Origin of the sequence: Leclercia sp. UBA7405 (genome assembly GCF_037152215.1) — a bacterium.
Taxonomy (GTDB): Bacteria; Pseudomonadota; Gammaproteobacteria; order Enterobacterales; family Enterobacteriaceae; genus Enterobacter; species Enterobacter pneumoniae.
The window spans coordinates 1125591-1141779 of sequence record NZ_JBBCMR010000001.1; the positions used below are offsets into that span (position 1 = coordinate 1125591).

Here is a 16189-nt window from a genome sequence, read left to right on the forward strand (position 1 = left end):
AGCAATGCGCTGTCATCCTTCGAAATAAGAAGGAGGGGCGCGGCTGCTCATTTTTCCTTGAAAATAAAAATATCAGGAATTGATTATGGAAAAGTCACACATGGTTAAGGGGCTGCTGACCGGGCTGCTTATTGTGCACGGTCATGCCTTTGCGGCGGAACGGGAGGGGGAATCGGTCTTTTCACCGCTAACCATTACCGATAATCCGCTGGAGGAGAAACAACAGGTTGGCTCTTCTGTCGAGAGCTATACCCGGCCGGGCGCTTACAGCTCAAGGACGCTGAATAAAAATTTGCAGAGTCTGGATGCTTCGCTTCGCAGCATGGCGGGGACCTATACCCAAATCGATCCTTTACAGGGAACGGTGAGCGTAAATATCCGCGGGATGAACGGACTGGGTCGCGTCAATACGATGGTGGATGGCGTTACCCAGACCTTCTTTGGGATGGCTCCGGCGAACTATCACGGCGGCGCCAACACCGCGGCAGGCGTGCCGCTCGATCCTAACTTCCTGGCCGAGGTCGATGTCACACGTGGAAATAGCGCCGGTTCTCAGGGAGTTAACGCTCTGGCCGGAAGCGCCAATATGCGTACCCTGGGCGTTGATGATGTGCTGATGGCGGGGCGACAGACCGGGGTGCTTTCACGCTTTAAGGTCGGAGATAATGGCCTGGGGCGCACCGGCATGGTGGCGGTTGCCGGGAAAACGGATCCCTTTGCCAACGGTGGCGGACTCGGGGCAATGGTCGGCATTAGCGGCACGCGGACCTATGCCACCTATAAAAACGGCGGGGGGCGCAGCAGTAAAGATTTTATCGGCGAAGATAATAAATACCTGCGCCAGGAGCCGCATTCAGAAATCTATAAACTGAATTTTAATCCGGATGAATTTAATAAAATCGAACTCTCCGGCAGAAATTACAGTAATACCTTTACCCGCAGGGATATTACCAGCGACGATTATGCGGTGCGTTATAACTATACACCGCTGAATGAGCTGATCGATTTTAATCTGCTGGTCAGCACCAGCCGCGGGAATCAATCTTATAAGCCCGAGTCGCTCTATAATTTTAACCACTCGTCCACCACCAATAAATCCAATGCTGTCGATCTGAATAACACCAGCCGGTTTACCCTGGCAGAGGATCTGTATGCCGAATTTCAGGTAGGCGGCAAGGTGATGGATACGCGTTACAGTCGCCGTTTTGTGCAGAGTACGGAAACCGATCGCAACGCCTTTGCCCCGGCAGGAAAACAGAAGATTTCCGCCCTCTATACGGGACTGACGCTGAATAAAGATATCTACCAGCTTGATCTCAACCTGAATTATACCCGCAGCCAGGTCGAGGGGCATAAACCCGCCTGTGCCGATAACGAGAAATGTTTCCCACAGGGGGCCACCACGCTCCGGCTGGATGACACGGCCTTTAACCCGTCGGCCACCCTCTCTGCGCAGGTCACCCCGTGGCTGCAACCTTTCGTGAGCTGGAGTCACTCGTCACGCGCGCCAAACGTGCAGGAGGTCTTCTTCGCTAACGAGGGCGGCGCCTCGATGAACCCCTTCCTCAAGCCCGAGAAAGCCGAGACCTGGGAGGCTGGTTTTAACGTGAATAAGAAAGGCTTGCTGCTGGAGCAGGACAGTTTCCACCTGAAGGCGCTGGCTTATCACACCCGGATAAAAGATTACATCAACAGTGAATTCTTTATGCTCTGCTACAGCGGCCAGCTCTGTCATGACTTTGAGAACTCATTTGATGGCTTCAACGCGAACGTCTACGTCAACACCACGTCACCTGTCACCACCAAAGGGTATGAGATCGAGGCGGGCTACGATGTGGGCTTCGCTTATGCCAACCTCTCGTGGAGCAAACAGCAGACCGACCAGCCCACTTCTATTGCCAGCACCATTTACACCTTCGCCTACAGCGATATGAGCGATCTTCCCGAGAGCTACGCCACGCTGGATATTGGCGGGCGTCTGTTCGATCAAAAAGTCACCCTTGGCAGCCTGGTGAAATTTACCGGTAAATCCAAACGCCTGAGCACTGAAGGGATAAGCTCCGACACCAACAGCGTTCCTAAAGAGAAGATGCCCAATATCCCGACGGTGATCGACCTCTATAGCAGTTGGCAGATGACCGACAACGTCCTGCTGCGCTTTAGCGTACAGAACGTGACGAACCGCGATTACGCCGAAGCCCTCAATCGCATGAACCAGAGTCTCGATTACGCCCAGGAGGGCGCCAGCGTGAACACCACCGCGCGCGGGCGGACTTACGTCTTCGGCGGCGAAATTCAGTTCTGAGCATCAACTTTTTGTACACTGATCAGGAAAATTTATGAACCGTTCTCGTTTATCACTACAACTTGCCGGGCTCTGTCTGGCCACGCTCATCCCCACCCTGGCGCTGGCCATCGATCCACCCGCGCGCGAACTGACTCGCTTTGCGCTCTCGACGAACTATCTTGAGGATGCCAACGAAGGTCTTTACGAGCTGGCCTACGACAACAGCGGCCACCATCTTTTCGTCGCGGTGACAGACCGCATGAACCGGGCGGCCAATAAGGGCTTTCTCTATACCTTTAACCCGGAAACGCTGGCGGTAGAGCAGCGTCTTGAGATGCCATACCGCGCCTTCTCTCTGGCGCTCGCCCCGACGCGGCATCGGCTTTATGTGGGCCATACCCAGTCGGCTTCGCTGCGTATCAGCCTGCTGGACAGCGAAACGGGTAAACTGCTTAAAACCAGCGACAAGCTGAGTTTCAATCTCGCCAACGCGGCCGATGCGCGCTTCGAACATCTGCGTCATATGGTTTACAGCCCGGCCTCTGACACGCTTTTCGTCAGTTACAGCAATATGCTGAAAAGCGGGGAAGGGATGCAGCCGGTGCATAAATTGTTGATGCTGGATGGGGCAACCCTGGCGCTGAAGGGTGAAGTTGAGGGGGCCTATAGCGGCACCGCCTATGGCCTGACGCTGGATGATAAGACACAGAAAATCTACGTGGGCGGCCGGGATTATATCAATGAGATCGATGCGAAGACGCAGAAGGTACAACGCACCATCGCCCTGAAAAATGTTAAGCCGCAGATCAGCAGCCTGCAGAATCTGGCCGTGGATTCGGCTTCGCAGCGCGCGTTCGTGGTGGTCTTTAACCATGAAGATCGCAGCGGCCCCGATGACGGCCTTTATATTTTCGATCTGCGCGATGGAAAACAGCTCGGCTTCGTGCACACCGGGGCGGGCGCCAATGCGGTAAAATACAACCCGAAGTATAACGAGCTTTACGTCACGAATTTTACCAGCGGTACCCTTAGCGTTATCGATGCGAAAAACTATAAGGTGACCAGAGAATTTGTGGTACCGGTCTACCCGAACCAGATGGCGCTCTCAGCGGATATGGATACGCTCTTTGTCGGCATCAAAGAGGGCTTTAACCGCGACTGGGATCCGGACGTGTTTGTGAAAGGGGCAAAAGAGCGCATTTTGCGTATCGATTTGAATAAATCCTGAAGCCAGATATAAAAAAAAGCCCCGCACTGGCGGGGCTTTTCAGGTTCAGGCTTACTGCTGAGGAACAGCAGGCGCCGCAGGAGCAGCAGGTGCTGCCGGTGTCGGCAGACCCAGCGTTGGCATACCGAACATACCGATAAACTCTTCCAGCGACATCTTCTGTCCGTTCAGGGTGACCTGGCCGTTAGCGTACTGCAGGCTGGCGCCAATCACGTTATCTTGCAGGGTAGTGATGCGGAACATCTGGCCCATCGCCGCAACGCCTTTCACCTGTTGATTCGCCAGCTTGCCAGCATCCTCGTCCTTATACCCTTCCAGCTTCGCAATCTGGGTCATCAGCTCGGTCGCCATATCCACCGGCACCGTCAGTTTGCTCTCGAGCGATTTCACGCTGCGATCCACTTCCTGGGTCAGGGTCTGGGCTTCGCCGGTCGCGGTGGCCGGATCTTTCAGGAACAGCGACAGGTTGAAGTTCGTTTCGCCTTTACTGTTTTTCCAGCTCAGCGGCGCAATGGTGATCACCGGTTCGCCTTTCAGCAGCAGCGGCAGGTTGCCATAGAATGCGTCCATCACTTTCTGCTGGTACAGCGCCGGGTTGCTCTCCATCAGCGCTTTGTCCGCCAGCGCCGCCTGGCTCTGGGCGCGATACTGCTGGCTAAACTGGTGCCATGCCTGGCCGTCAATATTGCCAATTTTGAGGGCCAGCTTGCCGCTGCCCAGATCCTGATTCTGCACTTTCAGGCTCTTCAGGGTGTAATCCAGCTGGCTATCGATGCTCTTGCCATCTTTAGAGACCTCGGACTTGCCGTCCAGATCCATACCCTCCAGCACCGCCATCTCTTTCCCTTCCACGGCGATGGCCAGCTTATCCAGGGTCAGTTTCTGATCGCCGATGCGTTCGTCAAAGGAGGTAAGTCGGCTGTTGCCATCGGTTTTCAGGTTGTTGAAGGTCAACTGAACCTTCTGGCCATATTCGTTAACCGCATTCACCAGCCCGCTGGCGGCGTCACCGGTCAGCGAGAAGACGTTGCCCTCGCGATCGGCATCCAGCTTGAAGTGACCGCCGCTAAAGGCCACTTTTTCGTCGCCTTGTTCATAGTTCAGCGCCTTCAGGTCGATGTCAGAGGAGGTGTCACCGCCGTAACTGATGCGCGTATTGACCTCAAACGGGGACTGGTTCTTCGCCAGATCAAACAGCGGCTTTGTCGCTTCGTTGTTCACCAGCGTGGTTTTCACCGACGCCATTGAGGGGATGAGGTTAAAATGTTTTAGCTGCGCCGCAGGGAAGGGACCATGATCGACCACCTCATCCAGCACCACGCTCTGGCCAGGCTTCAGCCAGCTCTCCTGGCTGCCTGCAACTGGCTTAACCACCAACTGCATTTTGCTGCTGAACAGCCCGCGCTGATAATCCTGATAACTCAGCGCCAGCCCGGCTTCCGGGGCGGTGCGCTTAATTTCGCTGTTCGCCTGCGCCACCATCTCGGCCAGACGGCTTTCCAGCTGTTTTCCGGTGTACCAGGACGCACCCGTCCAGATCACGCCTAATGCAACAATAACGCCAACCGCTACGACCGATTTTTTCATTCTGATTATCCCTAAAATGAAACCAGGCGGTAAATACCGCCTGGTGATGGAAAAGGCTCTCACTAGCTTAGCAAGAGTTGTTAAAAAATTCAGTAAGTGACTATAGCTTATTGAAAACCCGGGCCAGTCGACCCACGCCGCTGACGCTGACCGGCGGCTCACTGGCGCTGATAATGGCCGATTCGCCAGGTTTGAGCACCAGACGCTGCTCGCCCTGGCTGAGTACCGCTTCTCCTTCAACGCAGAAGAGAATTGCCGCGCTTTGCTGGGCAATCGCCGTTTCGTTGTGGCTCAGGTCGTGCAGAGCAAAGGCAAAATCATCAACCGGGATAGGGAAGTCCAGTTCCGCACCGTTTTTCACCGGCTGGGTTAACAGCTCTGCCGCCGGTTTAGCCTCGAACTTGACGTTGGCCACCAGCTCCGGAATATCGATGTACTTCGGCGTCAGGCCTGCGCGCAGCACGTTATCGGAGTTGGCCATCACCTCCAGCGCGACACCCTGCAGATACGCGTGCGGCGTCTCGGCAAAGAGGAACATCGCTTCCCCTGGATTCAGCTTCACCACGTTCAGCAGCAGCGGAGAGAAGAGGCCGCTGTCGTCCGGATAGAACTGCGCAATCAGACGGATGGTCTCCCACGGCTCGCCCTGCTGGCTGTTCAGCGCCGCGGCCAGCACGGCCAGCGCATGGGCTTTCTCCTCGCCCTGCATGTTCAGCAGACTGGCGAACAGCTGGCTTAGCCCTTTGGCATTGGGATTTTCCAGGAAGTGGGCGATAGCGGTATGGGCCCCGGCGACCGGTTGCAGCAACGAGACGATTTCCGAAAACTCGCGAAACGCATTCATCGCCAGGAAGGGGGTAAGGGCAAAGACCAGCTCCGGCTTATGGTTCGGGTCTTTGTAATTACGCTCGGCGGCATCAATTGGAATACCGGCCGCGTTCTCTTTGGCAAAGCCGATTTCAGACGCCTGTTTATTCGGATGCACCTGAATGGAAAGAGGCTGTGCGGCGCAGAGCACTTTAAACAGGAAGGGCAGTTCGCCAAAACGTTGGTTAACGGCGTCGCCAAGCCAGGCGGTTTTGTCACCGTCAATCACGTCACGCAAGGATTTCACTTCGCCGTGAACGTCAATCTTTGAGCTGCTCTTCGGGTGGGCACCCATCCACAGCTCGGCCATGGGCTGCTGGTCTGGGTTGGCGATACCGTAGAGTTCCGTTAACGCAGTTTTACTTCCCCAGGCATAGTTCTGCACTGAGTTGATGAGTTTTTGCATTATCAAGCCCTGTTTCATAAGTAGAATTAACTGCCCGTATTAAAGCAATAAACCGCCCGGAAGTAACCTACGGGCGCAAAAAGTCGTACTAGTCTCAGTTTTTGTTAAAAAATTGTGTAGGATAAGCTAACTCGCTTTTATAGAGGGCAACGGAAAATTGCCCGAACCATAATCTGCAATGTCGTAAGTGAGAGCACAATGTCGAACAAACCCTTTCATTATCAAGATCCTTTCCCTCTTGCGAAGGATCAAACCGAGTATTACCTGTTAACCCGCGACCACGTTTCCGTCACTGAATTTGAAGGCCAGGAGATCCTGAAAGTGGATCCGCAGGCCCTGACGCTGCTGGCGCAGCAGGCCTTCCACGATGCGTCCTTTATGCTGCGCCCGGCGCACCAGCAGCAGGTAGCGGATATCCTCAGCGACCCGCAGGCCAGCGAAAATGATAAGTATGTAGCCTTGCAGTTCCTGCGTAACTCCGATATCGCCGCAAAGGGCATTCTGCCTACCTGCCAGGATACCGGCACCGCGATCATCTCCGGGAAAAAAGGTCAGCGTGTCTGGACCGGCGGCGGTGACGAAGCCGCGCTGGCTCGCGGCGTGTATAACACCTATATCGAAGACAACCTGCGCTACTCGCAAAACGCGGCGCTGGATATGTATAAAGAGGTCAACACCGGCACGAATCTGCCCGCGCAGATCGACCTCTACAGCGTGGATGGCGACGAGTATAAATTCCTCTGTATCGCCAAGGGCGGCGGCTCCGCGAACAAAACCTATCTCTACCAGGAAACCAAAGCGCTGCTAAGCCCCGGTAAGTTGAAAAACTATCTGGTGGAGAAGATGCGTACCCTGGGCACCGCGGCCTGTCCGCCGTATCACATCGCCTTTGTGATTGGCGGTACCTCCGCCGAGAGCACCCTGAAAACCGTTAAGCTGGCCTCCACAAAATATTACGATGGGCTGCCAACGGAAGGTAACGAACACGGTCAGGCTTTCCGCGATATCCAGCTGGAGCAAGAGCTGCTGACGGAAGCGCAGAATCTGGGCCTGGGGGCACAGTTTGGCGGCAAATACTTTGCGCACGATATTCGCGTGATTCGCCTGCCGCGCCACGGGGCTTCTTGCCCGGTGGGGATGGGCGTGTCGTGCTCTGCGGACCGTAACATTAAAGCTAAGATCAACCGCGACGGCATCTGGATCGAGAAGCTGGAGAACAATCCAGGTAAATACATTCCGGCCGAGCTTCGTAGAGCGGGAGAGGGTGAAGCGGTGCGTGTAGATCTGAACCGCCCGATGAGTGACATCCTGGCGCAGCTCTCTCAGTACCCGGTCTCTACCCGTCTGTCGCTTAACGGCACCATTATCGTGGGGCGCGATATCGCCCACGCGAAGCTGAAAGAGCGTCTGGATAACGGTGAAGGTCTGCCGCAGTACATTAAAGATCACCCGATCTATTACGCCGGCCCGGCCAAAACGCCGGAGGGCTATGCGTCTGGCTCCCTGGGGCCGACCACCGCAGGGCGTATGGACTCTTACGTCGATCAGCTACAGGCCAACGGCGGCAGTATGATCATGCTGGCGAAGGGTAACCGTAGCCAACAGGTGACCGATGCGTGCCATAAGCACGGCGGTTTCTATCTGGGGAGCATTGGCGGCCCGGCAGCGGTGCTGGCGCAGGGCAGTATTAAGAGCCTGGAGTGCGTTGAATATCCTGAGCTGGGGATGGAAGCTATCTGGAAAATTGAAGTAGAAGATTTCCCGGCGTTTATCCTGGTGGATGACAAAGGCAACGACTTCTTCAAACAGATCCAGTCCTCTCAGTGTGCGGCCTGCGTGAAATAAAGATGTTCCTGCCGGGTAGCCCAGGGCTACCCGGCCTTAATAAGAGCGCACAAAGCGCCATGCCTTTTCTTTGAAGCCATCAATACTTATTCCTTAAGCACGTGAGCAATCCCATTTGTTTATCAAGGAGAAAGTAATGACAACGTTACGCAGTGAGAAAGATTCCATGGGCGCCATCGACGTCCCGGCGGATAAGCTCTGGGGCGCGCAAACGCAGCGCTCGCTGGAGCACTTCCGCATCTCGACTGAAAAGATGCCCGTCTCGCTGATTCAGGCCCTGGCGCTGACCAAACGCGCCGCGGCGAAAGTAAACCAGGATCTTGGCCTGCTGGTGGCCGAGAAATCCACTGCCATTATCAGTGCCGCCGATGAAGTGCTGGCAGGTCAACATCCCGACGAGTTTCCCCTCGCCATCTGGCAAACCGGGTCTGGCACCCAAAGCAACATGAATATGAACGAAGTGCTGGCTAACCGGGCGAGCGAACTGCTGGGCGGTGTGCGTGGGATGGAGCGCAAGGTTCACCCGAACGATGACGTCAACAAAAGCCAGAGCTCTAACGACGTCTTCCCGACGGCGATGCACGTGGCGGCGGTGATCGCTCTGCGTGAGCAACTTATCCCGCAACTGAATGTGTTAAAGCAAACGCTGGCGGCGAAATCCCAGGCGTTCAGCGATATCGTCAAGATTGGTCGTACTCACCTGCAGGATGCCACCCCACTGACGCTGGGTCAGGAGATCTCAGGCTGGGTGGCGATGCTGGAGCACAACCTGCGCCATATCGAACACAGCCTGCCGCACCTGGCGGAGCTGGCGCTCGGCGGCACGGCGGTAGGCACCGGTCTGAACACCCATCCGGAATATGCCGTGCGGGTGGCTGAAGAGCTGGCGGCCATCACCGGCCAGCCGTTTGTAACCGCACCAAACAAATTCGAAGCGCTGGGCACCTGCGATGCGCTGGTTCACGCTCACGGCGCCCTGAAAGGGCTGGCCGCCTCGCTGATGAAAATTGCCAACGATGTCCGCTGGCTCGCCTCGGGCCCGCGCTGCGGCATCGGCGAAATCAGCATTCCAGAGAACGAACCGGGCAGCTCCATCATGCCGGGTAAGGTCAACCCTACCCAGTGCGAAGCCATGACTATGCTCTGCTGTCAGGTGATGGGCAACGACGTGGCGGTCAATATGGGGGGGGCATCCGGTAACTTTGAGCTGAACGTCTATCGTCCCATGGTGATCCATAACTTCCTGCAGTCGGTGCGCCTGCTGGCGGACGGAATGGAGAGCTTCAACGAACATTGTGCGGTGGGCATTGAACCGAACCGGGAACGCATCAGCCAGCTGCTGAATGAGTCTCTCATGCTGGTGACCGCGCTCAATACCCATATCGGCTACGATAAAGCGGCAGAAATCGCCAAAAAAGCCCATAAAGAGGGGCTGACCCTGAAGGGAGCAGCCCTGGCGCTGGGCTATCTTAGCGAAGCCGAGTTCGACAGCTGGGTCCGTCCGGAAGAGATGGTCGGCAGCATGAAATAATCAGGTCGCCACATAGAGGTGCAGCCGCGGAATAATCAGATGCAGCGGCTGCGCCTCGGGCTTATAGCGATGCTGAATATTTTCAGCATCGTAATTGAGCAGTTCCCCGATATCCGGCATCACCGCCCCCTGATCCGCATCGTACAGCGCAATCAACGGCGTGGGGCAGGCGTACTGTACCTGCTTCTGCTGCCCGGCATACCAGACGCGGGCGATAGGCTGCACCTTCACCGGACGTTTTATTTTCAGCCGCGCATCGGTCGGCAATGCGGCGATGGCCGTGTATTCCGCCTCCAGACGCTCCAGCCACTGCTCCCGTGACCAGGGGGCGACGGTGCGGGGTGCTTTAATGCTCTTTTCCAGCATCTCCAGCACCTCGTTGCGGGTGAAATTCTTAATGATGTGTTTATTCGCCCAGCCGAAGCGCAGCGTAGCCGGGTGGCGCAGCACCGTGAGGGTACGGTAGGCATTAAGCGTGATCAAGCCGGGCAGGTGGCGGTGCACCCATTCAAAGCGGGCGGCGGGGGCGAGGCCCGACTCCTCAACGACGATCTTCTCGAACGCCGCTTTCAGCTCATTAATCTGCGTAATGCGGTTTTCAACCGTTTCCCGCCGTTTGCTCTCTAACTGCAGGCAGATCACCCCTGGCAGCCTTACGGCGGCTTTGCTGCTGCGCCGTTCGGATTGCTGCTGAATAAACAGGTGCCGGTAGTGCTGCAAGGCCATCGATAGCGCCTCTTGCCCCAGATGTTGTTTTACCTGAATTGTATTCAGCGGATCCTGTTCGGCCCCTTTCACCACCTCCGGCAGGGAAAACACCCGGGCGGCCAGCAGGCGGCACTGCTGAAGATCTTCGGTTAGTGCGGCCAGAGCCTGCTCCATCTCCCGGAAGGTGCCGTTAAGCCGCTCGATAAGATCGTAAGTCGCCATAGTCACTCTCATTAGTTACAACATACTTAATGTATAGCACAGCACGCCGGGTCAGGCCAGCGTGCGCGTGGGGTCAGGCAGGGACGTGGAGGGTAATGGCGTGGTAAACCGGCCAGCTAAAGCAAAAACGGGCGCCGCCCAGCGTGCTCTCATCGCACTGTACGTCGCCGCCCATGGCCTGCGCGATTGAGTGAACAATCGCCAGCCCCAGGCCGCACCCGCCGGTAGCACGGTCGCGGCTTGGGTCAAGACGGACAAAGGGCTCGAAGACCCGCTGGCGTGATTCCGGAGCGATGCCGGGGCCATCGTCTTCCACCGTCAGGCTTGCCCGGCTCCCCGTCAGTCCCAGCGCGATGTGCAACGTCTGGTTGCTGTAACGCAGCGCGTTATTCACCAGATTATCCAGCACGCGCTCCATCAGGCGCATATCCAGCGCACCGTACTCCCCGGTGGTCATCTGGCTCAGGACCAGCGTGCGCGTGGGGGTGACGCTCTGGACGTCGTCCACATAGCTGCGGATCCAGGCCGGGAGGTCCGGGGTGCTGAGCTGCAGCTCATTTTGCGGGCGATCGAGGCGGGCGTAAGTCAGAAGCTCCTCAATCAGTGCCTCAAGCTGTCCGATATCCCGGTTCAGCGCCTGCGACTCCCCGGCGGTGAGGTTTTCGCTCATCTCCAGGCGATAACGCAGGCGTACCAGCGGCGTACGCAGCTCATGGGCAATCCCATCGATAAGCTGTTTTTTGCTGGCAATCAGGGCATTGATATTGTCCGCCATCTGGTTGAAAGCGACGCCGAGCCGTTCGAAGCTGGAGGCGCTGTCAAAATGGATGCGTTCGGTCAGGTGCCCCTCACCAAAACGCTGGGCGGCGGCCTCCAGCCGCAGCATCTCTTGCCAGTGAGGGCGCATCCAGATAAACACCGGAAAGGCGAGAGAGATGGCGATAAAAGCCAGCAGGCCAATATCCAGCAGCCGCATCTGATGTAAGAAATAGAGATAGGGAACAGGGCCGACTGCCAGCACGTAATGGCTGCGGGGGATGCGCTGGATGAAGGTGTATTCATCATCCAGCGCCACGATATCACCGTCGCGAAGGCGCTGAGCGGTAGCAGCATCCAGCCGGTAATGGTTCAGCGGCTCGATGCGCAAATCGAAGGAGAGGTTCAGATCCAACTCTTTCAACGTCTGCGCCCAGTCGCGCGGCGGGATCTCGCGCAGCTCGCTGCGCATCAGGTAGAGCGAGCTTTTCATTAAATCATCCAGCGACTGTCGGCCCGCACGCTCGGCGGTAAATTTATAGACCAGCCCGACCAGGATAGTCATCACCAGAAAGCAGACGAACAGCAGGAGATAAAACTGCACAAACAGTTTTTTCACGGATCACCACCAAAACAACGATTTAACCTTGCCGTGTTGCAGCAGAGTCGTATGAAGGCGCTAGTGTATCGCTAATTGTACTGCTTCTGAACCGGGCTGCTTCAGTTACCTTGTTCGTCAGGCTAACCGTGGCCGCCACTGGCGCTAAGCGTGTTGAGCCGGTTCATCTGCTCCGGTGAGAGCAACACCTCCGCTGCCGCCAGATTTTCCCGCAGATGCGCCACCGAAGAGGTGCCGGGGATAAGCAGAATATTCGGCGAGCGCTGAAGTAGCCACGCAAGGGCTATCTGCTTCGGCGTGGCGCCCGCCTCATCGGCAATCTGATTGAGCAGCGACGACTGTAGCGGTGTGAAGCCGCCTAACGGGAAGAAGGGGACGTAAGCAACGCCCAGCCCCGCAAGTGAGTCGATAAATGCGTCATCGTTTCGGCTGACAATATTGTATTGATTCTGTACACAAACAATGTCCGTGATGGCTTTAGCCTCGGCGAACTGGGCAGGCGTGATGTTGCTCAATCCCAGATGGCGGATGAGACCCTGCTCCTGCAGCCTGACCAGCGCCTCCAGAGGGGCTGCAAGCGATCCCGCTTCGGGCCCGTTTACCCCGCCAAGCCTCAGGTTCACCACATCCAGCGCCTTCAGGCCCAGCGTCTCCAGGTTTTCATGCACGGCGCGTTCAAGTCCGTCCGGGCTGATCTCAGGCTGCCATGAGGCGTCAGCGCCGCGCACGTAGCCCACCTTGGTGACCAGCGTCAGGTTTTCAGGATAGGGCCAGAGCGCTTCGCGTATCAGTTGATTGGAAACATCGGGGCCATAAAACTGCGCCGTATCCAGATGATTTACACCGAGCGCAACAGCCTCGCGCAGTACCGAAAGGGCCGCCTCTTTATCACGTGGGGGACCCCATACATGCGGGCCGGGTAACTGCATGGTGCCATAACCCATCCGGCCCAGATTAAGCCGGGTGCCGGCGGGGGTGTACGTTTTAGGCATGTGATTGGTCATGAAATTATCCTGGAATGGGAGAAAGAAGGCCAGTTGAGCGCTTGTAGAGGCCGGGTTTGCCGGGCTAATATTGCACCGGGTGCAAATAAATATATTGCACTGAGTGCAATATTTCAATGGTGACGGGAAAGTAACGTGTCGGACGGATTAAAAAAAGCGGAAGGTACCCGTGAAAGAAAGCGACGGGAAACGCATCGAAAGCTCACCGAAAAGGGCTTAACTCTGTTTGCGCAGAAGGGGTTTGAGGGCACAACGCTGGATGATATTGCCAGTGCAGCGGGTATTGCCCGGCGCACCTTTTTCCACTATTTCAGCTCCAAAGAAGAGATTATCCTCGCATGGCAGAACGGCCTGCCCGAATCTTTGTATGCAGAAATAGTCAGCCGTGGCAACAGCACGACGCCGTTCGGCGTGGTCAGTGAAGCGCTGCTGGCCATGACCATCAGCATGGATCCGAATATTGCCGCACTGATTGCCCGACTGACGCAGTCGAACGAACAACTGCGCATGGGTAATCAAATGAAGTTTCTCAGAATGGAAGAGGCCGCTTATGCCGCACTTTGCGCGCTCTGGCCTGCGCCACAAGGCGCGCCGGCGCTAAAAATGGCGGCCATGGCAGCCACAGGCGCGATGCGCCTCGCAGTCGATGACTGGCTGTGCGAAGCGTGCCAAAAGCCGCTTGGCGACTACCTCAGGGCGAATATTCTTTCTTTGCAGTCTGAACTGTTTGGCGATTAAGCCCCGGGCGCCGGTCATTCCAGGGTTCGCTTAACGATCGGTCTCCCAGGCAATGGCCGCGTTCACTGCAGTCAGGGCGTCCTTTAGCTGCGGCATGCTGACTGAACCAAGGGCGAGGCGAATGGCGTGCGGCACATGCGTTGAGGTGCAGAATGGTTCTGCCGTTGAGACCGAAATCTGTTGCTGCGCTAACTGCTGGACCAGCCGGTCGGCCCGAACCTCCTGCGGAAGCGGTAACCAGAGAAAGTAAGCGTTGGGATGGCTTACGCAGGCGTAGTCAGAGAGTATTTTTCGGGCCAGCGCCTGGCGTTGACGTGCATCCCGTCTTTTGAGTGATTCGAAGCGTTTAATCGTGCCATCTTTAATCCAGCCGCAAACGATGGAGACCATCAGGGAAGGGGTATTCCATGTCGTGGCTCTGATAGCCCGTTCCAGCGCACCCCGCATCATCACAGGGCAAACGACGACGCCGACGCGTAAGCCGGTCGCCACGTTTTTCGCGAATCCAGTTACGTAAACCGTCCGTTCGGGCGCGTAGGCGGCAAGCGGGGGCAGGGGGCGCCTAACAAGAAAAGCATAGGCTGCATCTTCAATGATGAGCAGATTGTAGGTTCTGGCGATCAGCGCGAGTTCGCGTCGTTGGGCGTCGTTCAGGACCCAGCCAAGCGGATTATGTAGCGTGGGCATCGTATATATCGCGCGAATGCGTCTGCGCTGGCACAGCTCCCTGAGCGCGTTAAGATCGGGGCCGGTAGCTTCAACAGGGATGGCGACAAGCTCCAGATGATACAGACGGGCCAGCGCGATAAAACCGGGATAGATCAGCGCATCAACAGCCACCACATCCCCCGGATTCAGTAACCCCATCACCGTAACCGCCAGACCATGCTGCGCACCATTCACGATCAGAACGTCATCTGCAGAACGCTGAATACCGGCCGAACTAAGCCATGAGGCAATGGTTTCCCTGTCGTTTTGTCTTCCGGCGTGCGGCTGATAACGCAGCAGGGAAGCCAGATCGCCTGAGGTGGCCAGTTGCCGCATGGCTTCGCGTAACCGTTCCGCCTGATCCGGCAGAGAGGGGTAGTTGAAGTTGAGGTCCAGAATATCCGAGGCTACCGCGTACTGGTCAACGCCCAACCCTGCGGGCAGGGAAATTTCTCTGACGAACGTTCCTCTGCCGGTTTCTCCACTCACCAGACCCATGGCTTCCAGTTCAGCGTAAACGCGTGTAGCGGTGGCCAGCGAAATATGTTTCTCAGCAGCAAGTGCCCGGTGGGTAGGAAGACGTGTGCCCGGGGCAAGCGTGCCGCTGCGGATGGCGGAGGCAAACGCATCCACGATAGCTTTATACCGCGCTTTCATAGATTGTATCCATGACGATTATTTGATTGTCATAAATGGTGGGCCTTAGCATGGCGGGAGTCAACTTCAGTCGCTGAAGTAGTGTCCTAACTTTGAGAGGTCTAAAGTGGTAACAAACGAAGTCAGTGAAACGCGCCCAGGGGGAAGATCTGGCTGGCTAAGCGGCCTGATTGGAGTGGTTATTTTCAGTGGTTCGCTCCCCGCAACCCGGATAGCGGTTCAGGAAATCGATCCCTTTTTTCTGACATTTCTGCGCGCCTCCCTTGCCGGTGGGCTGGCGTTAGCATTGGTCTTGTTTTGCCGACAACAACGCCCCAGGGCTCAACAATGCCTGTCGCTGATTATTGTCGCCCTGGGCGTGGTGGTGGGTTTTCCTTTGCTGACTGCCATGGCGCTGCAGCATGTGACCTCCGCTCACTCCATTGTATTTTTGGGGCTGTTGCCAATGGCGACCGCTACGTTTGGCGTTGTCCGAGGGGGGGAGAGGCCCCGGCTGGCTTTCTGGCTATTTTCTGCGATTGGCAGCCTGCTGGTGATGGGTTTCGCGCTGTCGCAGGGATCCACCGTCTCGTTTACGGGCGATCTGCTAATGCTGGCCGCCGTGGTTGTCTGCGGTCTTGGCTATGCTGAAGGCGCAGTGCTCTCACGTGAACTGGGAGGCTTGCAGGTGATCTGCTGGGCGTTGATCCTCTCCCTGCCGCTGATGCTGCTCGCTACTTTTGCGACAAGGCCAGAAAACATGGCGGTGATAAGCCTGCAAGGGTGGGCCGCGCTGGGGTATGTCTCCCTGTTCAGTATGCTGATCGGTTTTATTTTCTGGTACCGGGGACTGGCGGCTGGCGGCATTGCCGCGGTAGGACAGCTCCAGTTGCTGCAGCCCTTCTTCGGCCTGGGCCTCTCGGCAACACTGCTCTCTGAAACAGTCAGCCCACTTATGCTGTTGGTTACGCTGGGGGTGATCCTCTGTGTGATCGGTTCCCGCAGGTTTGCTCAGGTATGAGGGCGGGCTTCCGGGTATCGGCTATA

General features: G+C 56.6%; 12 protein-coding genes. 6 read left to right on the plus strand and 6 right to left on the minus strand.

All coding sequences use genetic code 11. The features are described from left to right. The first annotated feature begins 85 nt into the window (after nt 1-85). Nucleotides 86-2305: a TonB-dependent receptor domain-containing protein gene (locus WFN75_RS05455; protein ID WP_336995734.1), complete on the plus strand. Its 2220-nt coding sequence runs from the start codon at nt 86-88 to the stop codon at nt 2303-2305. A 34-nt stretch (nt 2306-2339) separates the two neighbouring features. Beyond that, nucleotides 2340-3515 (plus strand): YncE family protein, encoded by a 1176-nt coding sequence (locus tag WFN75_RS05460; RefSeq protein ID WP_263616261.1) that lies wholly within the window; start codon nt 2340-2342, stop codon nt 3513-3515. A 51-nt stretch (nt 3516-3566) separates the two neighbouring features. Here WFN75_RS05460 and WFN75_RS05465 read toward each other — a convergent pair whose 3' ends face one another. Continuing rightward, on the minus strand, nt 3567-5102 hold the full coding sequence (locus tag WFN75_RS05465; RefSeq protein ID WP_233804400.1) for a YdgA family protein: 1536 nt from the start codon (nt 5100-5102) through the stop codon (nt 3567-3569). A gap of 100 nt (nt 5103-5202) precedes the next feature. Next, a complete protein-coding gene (manA, locus tag WFN75_RS05470) occupies nt 5203-6375 on the minus strand; it encodes a mannose-6-phosphate isomerase (RefSeq protein WP_263616262.1) in 1173 nt (390 codons plus the stop codon). A gap of 198 nt (nt 6376-6573) precedes the next feature. Here manA and fumA point away from each other — a divergent pair, with 198 nt between their 5' ends. Beyond that, nucleotides 6574-8220, plus strand: coding sequence for a class I fumarate hydratase FumA (fumA, locus tag WFN75_RS05475; protein WP_040075875.1), 1647 nt, complete (start codon nt 6574-6576; stop codon nt 8218-8220). Nucleotides 8221-8356: 136 nt separating this feature from the next. Then, nucleotides 8357-9751, plus strand: coding sequence for a class II fumarate hydratase (gene fumC / locus WFN75_RS05480; protein ID WP_040075874.1), 1395 nt, complete (start codon nt 8357-8359; stop codon nt 9749-9751). Here the strand turns inward: fumC and tus are convergent, their stop codons facing one another. The 3 genes from tus to WFN75_RS05495 form a co-directional block, all read right to left on the minus strand. Further along, nucleotides 9752-10681 carry a DNA replication terminus site-binding protein gene (gene tus, locus WFN75_RS05485; RefSeq protein WP_207293651.1) on the minus strand — a complete coding sequence of 310 codons (930 nt, stop codon included), beginning with the start codon at nt 10679-10681 and terminating at the stop codon, nt 9752-9754. Between the two features lie 73 nt (nt 10682-10754). After that, nucleotides 10755-12056 (minus strand): two-component system sensor histidine kinase RstB, encoded by a 1302-nt coding sequence (gene rstB / locus WFN75_RS05490; protein ID WP_336995735.1) that lies wholly within the window; start codon nt 12054-12056, stop codon nt 10755-10757. Nucleotides 12057-12178: 122 nt separating this feature from the next. Beyond that, a complete protein-coding gene (locus WFN75_RS05495) occupies nt 12179-13060 on the minus strand; it encodes an oxidoreductase (protein ID WP_336995736.1) in 882 nt (293 codons plus the stop codon). Between the two features lie 135 nt (nt 13061-13195). On the opposite strand from WFN75_RS05495, the gene WFN75_RS05500 reads away from it, so the two are divergent. After that, on the plus strand, nt 13196-13798 hold the full coding sequence (locus WFN75_RS05500; RefSeq protein ID WP_212478009.1) for a TetR/AcrR family transcriptional regulator: 603 nt from the start codon (nt 13196-13198) through the stop codon (nt 13796-13798). 30 nt (nt 13799-13828) lie between these two features. Here the strand turns inward: WFN75_RS05500 and WFN75_RS05505 are convergent, their stop codons facing one another. Continuing rightward, on the minus strand, nt 13829-15163 hold the full coding sequence (locus tag WFN75_RS05505) for an aminotransferase-like domain-containing protein (protein ID WP_336995737.1): 1335 nt from the start codon (nt 15161-15163) through the stop codon (nt 13829-13831). A 106-nt stretch (nt 15164-15269) separates the two neighbouring features. Between WFN75_RS05505 and WFN75_RS05510 the strand changes: the two genes are divergently transcribed. Then, complete coding sequence (locus tag WFN75_RS05510) at nt 15270-16163, plus strand: DMT family transporter (RefSeq protein WP_336995738.1); 894 nt, start codon at nt 15270-15272, stop codon at nt 16161-16163. The last annotated feature ends 26 nt before the right edge of the window (nt 16164-16189 follow it).

Bases quoted from the DNA above. Each gene is read 5' to 3' on its own strand.
- WFN75_RS05455 (WP_336995734.1), top strand. From the start codon at position 86: ATGGAAAAGTCACACATGGTTAAGGGGCTGCTGACCGGGCTGCTTATT.
- WFN75_RS05460 (WP_263616261.1), top strand. From the start codon at position 2,340: ATGAACCGTTCTCGTTTATCACTACAACTTGCCGGGCTCTGTCTGGCC.
- WFN75_RS05465 (WP_233804400.1), bottom strand. From the start codon at position 5,102: ATGAAAAAATCGGTCGTAGCGGTTGGCGTTATTGTTGCATTAGGCGTG.
- manA (WP_263616262.1), bottom strand. From the start codon at position 6,375: ATGCAAAAACTCATCAACTCAGTGCAGAACTATGCCTGGGGAAGTAAA.
- fumA (WP_040075875.1), top strand. From the start codon at position 6,574: ATGTCGAACAAACCCTTTCATTATCAAGATCCTTTCCCTCTTGCGAAG.
- fumC (WP_040075874.1), top strand. From the start codon at position 8,357: ATGACAACGTTACGCAGTGAGAAAGATTCCATGGGCGCCATCGACGTC.
- tus (WP_207293651.1), bottom strand. From the start codon at position 10,681: ATGGCGACTTACGATCTTATCGAGCGGCTTAACGGCACCTTCCGGGAG.
- WFN75_RS05495 (WP_336995736.1), bottom strand. From the start codon at position 13,060: ATGACCAATCACATGCCTAAAACGTACACCCCCGCCGGCACCCGGCTT.
- WFN75_RS05505 (WP_336995737.1), bottom strand. From the start codon at position 15,163: ATGAAAGCGCGGTATAAAGCTATCGTGGATGCGTTTGCCTCCGCCATC.